Origin of the sequence: Streptomyces sp. AV19, from assembly GCF_015999245.1 — a bacterium.
Taxonomy (GTDB): Bacteria; Actinomycetota; Actinomycetes; order Streptomycetales; family Streptomycetaceae; genus Streptomyces.
Genome location: NZ_JAEAMR010000019.1, coordinates 97,805 through 104,504 on the forward strand (window position 1 = coordinate 97,805; position 6,700 = coordinate 104,504).

Here is a 6,700-nt window from a genome sequence, read left to right on the forward strand (position 1 = left end):
CCGCGAGTGCTGGTGGGCTGTCTCTCGGCCATGTTCCGTGCACCGCGGTCCGGCAGAGGGTGCAGGAGTTCCGCCGGCTGGTCGCGACGCGTGGTCCTGTCTCACCGAAACCGGCCAGGAGACAATGACCGTTTCGGAGCAAGATCAACAGAAAGGGGGGAGTGCCGTGTCCGACACCCCCGACTTCTCCGGCCTGGGCGGCGGGGCTGACCAGCAGGCGTTCGACATCGTCCGGGACGTGGTGAGCTGGTACAACACCCAGCTGGCCGCCGAGCGCCGCTCGCCGGTCCCCGACGAGGAACGTGTCGAGGAGTTGAAGGCCGGACGGCAGACCGCGCTCGATGACCAGGCGCGCCTGGAGGCCGCCGATCCGCAGGAGACCGCCCGGATCGCTGCCGCCTACGCGGCCCGGCTGAAGGAGCTGAAGGAGTCGTAGCCCCGGCGGGGCAGCGGCAAGGGCCATGCCTGGGGGTGCGGTCGGCCGATTCGGGCCGGCTGCACCCGTGCGGGCATCAGCGGCCGCGCCAGCGCGGCGATGTCGTCCAGCTCGCGGCGGTGCTGCGGCAGCGCCCGGCGCAGCCCCTCGTAGAGCTTGAGGAACGCCGCGGCTTCCTGGCCGGTGTAGGGCCGCTGCTGTTCCGCCGCCAGTGCCCAGGCCGCCTGCCGGCCGCCGCTTTGCTCCTGGCGGAGAAGGGCCTCGCCGTCCCGGCGGAGCACCGTCACCGCCCCGACGGCAGGGTGGCTCTGCGCGAGCTCCACGATGTCGGCCAGCGCCTGGAAGCAGGTGTCGTGTCCGGAGCGTGAGGTGAAACGGCCGTGGCCGCCGATCTGCAAGGCCCGGGCGTACCGCAGCGCCGTGCCGAGCCGGCTGTCGGCTGCTCGTACGGCCGGGACCACCAGCTCGACCGGCGGATAGCCGGCGGCCACGAACGGCAGCGCACTGGCCAGGAATTCCTCCACACTGCCCGGCGCGCCCTCGATGAGCAGGTCGCCGCGAGCAGCCCGTACGTAGGCTTCGGCCTCGGTGAACCAGGTCCGGTAGTCGTGGCGGATCGCGGCGCCAGCGTTGCGCGGGTCGTCGCGCAGCAGCTGGAAGTAGTCGGGGTGCGAGATCTTGAAGTCGTCGCCCACCAGACGCGTCGTCCCGGGCCGCATCGCGCGTTTGACCATCGTCGCTACCGCCGTCTTGCCCGCCCCGGGCTGGGCCAGCACGTACACCACCTGCGGGACGTCCCGGGCAATGATGCCGCCCAGGTACGACGGCACGATCAGCTCGTCGAAAACCCACCGGTGCTCCGCCGCCGACAGCCGGTGGTAATCCACGCCCGGAGCCTGTCGCCGCGGCTGGGCAATGCGGCGGACCGGCTCCGCGAGCGCGGCAGCCCGTTCGGTGTCCCGCTGGACCGCCAGACGCCGGTCCTCGCAGGGCAGATCGCGGTGCAGCCGCTGATCGGTGCGCGCCAGGTCACGGCGGAAGACGGCTGTCTCCCGCGCGCTCCACGGCCGCGACCGCTCGTAGGCCACGACGCGGTCGGCCGCCGCCCGCCGGCGCCACGCCCCGTCGATGAGCTCGTTGTCGTAGAGGACCGTGCCGTCGCGCCGTACGACCGTGATGCGGTCGGCCAGCTGCTCGGCCTCGATAGCGGCCAGCGTCGCGAGCATCCCGCGTGCGCAGAGGTCATGGTTCTCCCACGACACGTACCGGCCTCCGCCGTCGACGGCCTCGGAGAGGAACCGGTCCAGGATGCCGAGCTGGCTCAGGGCCTCCGCCGCCGCCACCGCCACCACTTCGATCCGGTGGCCCGCCTGCCGGTAGGCGGCTGCTGACGTACGGAAGGCGTCGGCATCGGCGAGCGCGGACTCGACCACGGCGTCGTAACCGCCGGCACGCACGCAGTCCTCCACGGCGGCCTGCCAGCGGCGCGTATCGGCCCTGACCTTCACACCCGCGGTACGGACGTCGGCGGCCAGCATTCGCCTGTAGCGCTGGTGCGCGGTCTTGTACAGATCACTGCAGACCCGCACCGCACCGCCCCGACGGTCCAGCGCCGCCTGGACGAGATCGGCGACATCCGTCTTCCCTGCGCCCGGCTGTCCGCCGACGATCACGACGACGGGCCGGACCTGTCGCACCGCGCCCTTCGTGGCTGTCGGCAGGATCACCTTGTGTAAAACGTCGCGGCTCTCCCCCTCGGACAACTCGTCCGAGACGACGTCCTTCTCTCCCACCAGTCCTCCTGGACGGCCATCTTCACGCGCGGCCAGCTTCCTGGCTGCTGCCTGCCACCGTCGGCAGACCATGGTCAACATAGCATCCGTACGTGATCCGTACGGAGTATGTACGCGATTCATTCGCCATACGTACGGTTCAAGGGGTAAGGTGTGGTCAGGAGGTGTTCCATGTCCGAGTTGTTCGACGCGGTCGACGCGCTCGTCGCGTCCCGCTCTCCACTGCCTTCGGCGGAGGAGCGCAAGCGGCTGCGCACCGCGCACGGCCTGACGCTGGACGAAGTCGCCGCCGCGCTGAAAGTGCGCCGGGCCACGGTGTCCGGCTGGGAGTCGGCCAAGAAGCCGACCGAGCCGCGCGGCCCGGAACGTGAGGCGTACGCACGGCTGCTGGCGAAGCTCGCGGAGCTCTACCCCGCGCCCTCACCGCCGGAGACGCCGGCCGCCCCGACGGTGCCGGTCACGTTCACCGGCACGCCCGCTCCGGCGGAAGCGCAGACTCTGTCCACAGGCCCGGCCGCCGAAGCCGCAGCCGCAGCCATGACTGCACACGAGAACACCCAGACCCCTGCCCCCGTCGCCGCTGCTCCGACGACCGCATCGCGTCCGGCGCGCACCGCCAGGCCGTCGTCGACGTCGCGCCGACCGGGTGCGAAGAAGGCCGCTCCGGCCGGCACTCCGGCGGGCGGCACCGACCCGCGGTTCGAGAACGGGCCTTTGGCGGTCCTGGACGTCGACGCCGACGGGAAGGTGCTGGCATACTGCACCGGCGGCCTGGTCCTGGACGTGCCCGCCAAGTCCTTGCCGTCCCTGGTGGAGTGGACGCTGAAGGAGGCGAAGCTCGGGCAGCCGAAGCTGTCCGGTCCCGGCAAGGACGCCGACCCGCTGATCGTGCTCACCCAGGCCGCGCTGGAGCGCTACGGCCTGCCGGTCACCCTCACCGATGAGGAGCGGCTTGCCGGGCGGATCCCGGAGGGCCACAAGGTCGTCAAGCAGCTGACCCGCGCCGACTGGCAGCTGACGAAGCGTGGGTTCGGGCCGTGGGCGCGGATCTACCGGCCCGCCAAGGGCTCGGACCGCCAGTGCGTGCAGCTGTGCATCCCGTCGTGGAACGCGCTGGACACCCGCCACTGGGGCGAGGCCGGGCAGCTCCCGCCGGCGGAACTCGCCCGGCTCTTGGGCGTGTACGCGTCCCGGGTGATGACGCCGCGCGGCTCGACCGCGGTGACCGGCCTGGAGCTGATGACCGCGCTGCACCCGGCGACCCGCGCTTCCGAGCCCGACGCCGACGGCAAGCGGCACTCCGAGCACAACCCCGGCTCGCTGGGCAAGGACCCGGTGGACTGCGCGCCGTGCGAGGCCCCCGACGGGCACCCGGTGCTCAAGGACCTGCCCCGGTTCCACGTGCGCGGTCCGGCGGAGAAGTTGTTCGAGGAGGCGTTCGACTGGGCGCGGCCGATGACGGATGCCGAGTGCACCCTGCGGCACCTGGTCGGCATCGATGTGAACATGGCCTTCGCCGCCGGCGCCAACGGCCTCGTCGTCGGCCTCGGCGCGCCGACGCACGTCAAGGCCCCGGTGTTCGACCCGAAGCTGCCGGGCTCGTGGCTGGTGGACCTGTCCCATGTCGACCTGTCCCGGGTGAAGGTGGGCAAGGACAAGTGGGTGGAGCTGGACGCCGGTCTGCTGCCCAGCCCGTTCACCCCGAAGGGGGACCGCCCGGACGGGCCGGCCTGGTACGCGACGCCGACCGTCGCCTACGCCCAGGAGCTCGGGTTCGACGTCGCGCCGATCGAGGCGTACGTCCGGCACGACAACGGCCGCTACCTGGACGGCTGGTACAACCGTTTGCGCGACGCCTACCTCGCCACGATGGCCGACCTCGGCGTCGACGCCGACCTGTCGCCGGAGGACTTCCTGGCGGCGATGGACGGCTACAAGGAGCGTGACCCGGAGCTGGCGATCGTCGTCTCGGCGATCAAGGCGACGGTCAAGGGCGGCCTGGGGAAGCTACGCGAGCGCCCGCGTGGCGAGGGCTGGCGGCCCGGCGAGCCGTGGCGCGCCCTGTCCCGCCCGACGTGGCGGCCGGACATCCGCGCGGCGGTCATCTCCCGCACCCGGATCAACCTGCACCGCAAGATCGTCAAGCACGCGGCGCTCACCGGGCAGTACCCGGTCGCGATCTTGTCCGACTGCGTCGTCTACGCGGCCGACGGGCCCTCGCCGCTGGACTTCCTGCCGTACCGGGACGGCAAGCCGCTGCCGGGCGGCTTCAAGCTCGGCATCAACCCCGGCCTGGTCAAGCACGAGGGCACCCAGACCGTCCTGTGGGGCGAGGGCGTCCGGGACCAGTTCAAGGCCCCGGAGCTTAACCTCGCCCGGTACATCAAGGACGGCACCGTCACCGACGTCGACAACGGAGAGTAGGAGAGGGCGATGACCCTGTTCGGGGACGGCCTGGACGCCGCGGTGCAGAAGGCGTTCACCCGCCCGGCGCCCAAGAGCGCGGGCGCGCAGATGCGGTACCTGGTCAAGCAGCTCAAGGGCACCAAGCCGGTCGCCCAGATGCTGCGCATCTCCCAGCGCACCGTCGAGCGGTACGTGAAGGACCAGATCAAGAAGCCGCGCCTGGACCTCGCCGCGCGCCTGGAGCGCGAGGTGAAGAAGCGGTGGCAGCCGCAGATCCGGGCCAAGGCCCGGCAGAAGGCGGCGACCACCGGCGGCATCGTCATCGACACCCGCGCCCGCATGGGCTACACCGCGCCGATCGGGTCGACGGACCAGGACCGCCTCCGGCACCTGACCGTCGCCCTGCCGCCCCGCTACGCCGCCCGCCTCTTCGAGGCCCAGGAGCGGGGGGCCAGCGACCGGGAGCTCAAGGAGATCGCCGCCGAGGCGCTCAAGGATGTGTACTTCCAGGACAACGGCCGCCGCGCCGGCCAGCTGGAGGAGGTCCGTCTCACGGACATCGAGCACCTGGAGTTCGAGCTCTAGCGACCGCGCCCCGAACAGCCCGCGCGCCCGGATGAGACTGAGTCCTTGAAATGGCGGATTAGCGGCCGACTTGGCGGAGCTGAGCGGTTGAATTCGCGGCTGCGCCGTCGAGGTCACGCGTGTCCACGCTGGTGGGCTTGGCGGTCGGCGGCGACCGAAGTGCACTAAATGGTGAACTGCGCGCAATGCCTGTGGTCCGTCTTGGAGCGAGCAGTAGCGTTCACGGGAGACGGCGAGTGAAGTTCCCCGCCGTCGGTGCACGACGATGCGAATCCCCTATTCCGGAAGGAACCTCTATGGGCGATGAAGAGGCACCCGTGCCGTCCGGCTCTCCCACCTACACCTTCGAACCCGGCGACACTCTGTGGGCCGTCGCCGAACGCTTCTACGGCGACGGCAACCGCTACCGCGACATCGCCGCCGCCAACGGCATCGACAACCCGGACGCGGTGGAAGTTGGCCAGGTGCTGACGATTCCGTGATCCGGGCCGCAACAGGATGAAGGCCCCGAGACGCCAACGCGCCGGGGCCATCATCTTTCGTCACTGGCCAACACCAGCCCCACGCGCTGAGCGCTTCAGTTTGGCGATCCCCGCCAGGTCAAGCACTCAGTCACACCGGACCAGTTGAGGGTCCGGGCGCGCTCGCATACCCGCGGGGGTCGAATGCTCATGCACGCGATGCCGGGCGGGCGACGGCGAGGCGTCCGGGCCTCCCGCCGCCGGCCCTGCCGGACGGCATCGCACACCCGCACGAACGCCTGAATCTGTCCACAGGCACTCTGTGTTGTGCTCTGGCCATGACTGATCACGAGACGCAGCAAGTGGCCCGCCGGCGCGGCAAGGTCCTGGACGCCCTCGTCCGGGCGGAGCGGGCGACCGTCACCCGCTCCGCACCGAAATCCGCGAAGGCTCAGGTGAAATTCCTTCTCACGCGGGTGCAGGGCTCTACGAAGGCCCTCGCCGAGCGCCTGGGAGTCTCCCGCCGCACGGTGGAGCGCTACCGTGCCGGGCAGCTGAAGACGCCGCAGAAGAAGCTCCAGCAGACCCTGGTGGAGGAGACCGCTTCGGAGTGGCAGCCGCAGGTCAGGGCCCAGGCCAGGGAGCGCGCGGCCACCTTCGGCGGCATGGTGGTCGAGGTCTGCGCCTACTTCGGGTTCACCGCCTCAGGGTCCTCCGACGACGGCCGCGAGCGGTTCATCACCACGGCGATCTCACCCCACTACGCCGCCCAGATCCTCCGTCTCCAGGAGGCCGGTGCGACGGAGGAGGAGCTGCATCCGGTCGTCGCGGAGGCCATCACCGAGTCCTATTTCACGGAATGGGGCAGCCGCGCAGCGGGCCTCCGGGCAGATTTCACACACGTCCAGTCGATAGATTTTCATTTCTGAAGCAGCCGAATTCCGGGCCTGCTATAACACGTATTTGAGCCGAAGCACGATAGTTGTCACATAGGCAGGCTTGTTGTCACCGGTGATGTT

6 protein-coding genes are annotated in these 6,700 nt (G+C 70.6%); 5 read left to right on the top strand and 1 reads right to left on the bottom strand.

The features are described from left to right. The first annotated feature begins 166 nt into the window (after nucleotides 1-166). Nucleotides 167-436, top strand: coding sequence for a hypothetical protein (locus I5Q34_RS26875; RefSeq protein ID WP_277965795.1), 270 nt, complete (start codon nucleotides 167-169; stop codon nucleotides 434-436). On the opposite strand, the gene I5Q34_RS26880 is transcribed toward I5Q34_RS26875, so the two are convergent. After that, nucleotides 400-2,229: a zeta toxin family protein gene (locus I5Q34_RS26880; RefSeq protein WP_277965796.1), complete on the bottom strand. Its 1,830-nt coding sequence runs from the start codon at nucleotides 2,227-2,229 to the stop codon at nucleotides 400-402. The genes I5Q34_RS26875 and I5Q34_RS26880 overlap by 37 nt on opposite strands. Nucleotides 2,230-2,400: 171 nt before the next feature. On the opposite strand from I5Q34_RS26880, the gene I5Q34_RS26885 reads away from it, so the two are divergent. From I5Q34_RS26885 to I5Q34_RS26900, 4 genes are all read left to right on the top strand, one after another. Next, nucleotides 2,401-4,653, top strand: a complete 2,253-nt coding sequence (locus I5Q34_RS26885) for a DNA-binding transcriptional regulator (protein ID WP_199895022.1) — start codon at nucleotides 2,401-2,403, stop codon at nucleotides 4,651-4,653. Between the two features lie 9 nt (nucleotides 4,654-4,662). Next, nucleotides 4,663-5,220: an XRE family transcriptional regulator gene (locus tag I5Q34_RS26890; protein WP_199895023.1), complete on the top strand. Its 558-nt coding sequence runs from the start codon at nucleotides 4,663-4,665 to the stop codon at nucleotides 5,218-5,220. Between the two features lie 296 nt (nucleotides 5,221-5,516). Then, nucleotides 5,517-5,702: a LysM peptidoglycan-binding domain-containing protein gene (locus tag I5Q34_RS26895; RefSeq protein ID WP_277965797.1), complete on the top strand. Its 186-nt coding sequence runs from the start codon at nucleotides 5,517-5,519 to the stop codon at nucleotides 5,700-5,702. Between the two features lie 317 nt (nucleotides 5,703-6,019). After that, entirely contained in the window at nucleotides 6,020-6,610 is a 591-nt protein-coding gene (locus tag I5Q34_RS26900) for a terminal protein (protein ID WP_199895024.1), read from the top strand. The last annotated feature ends 90 nt before the right edge of the window (nucleotides 6,611-6,700 follow it).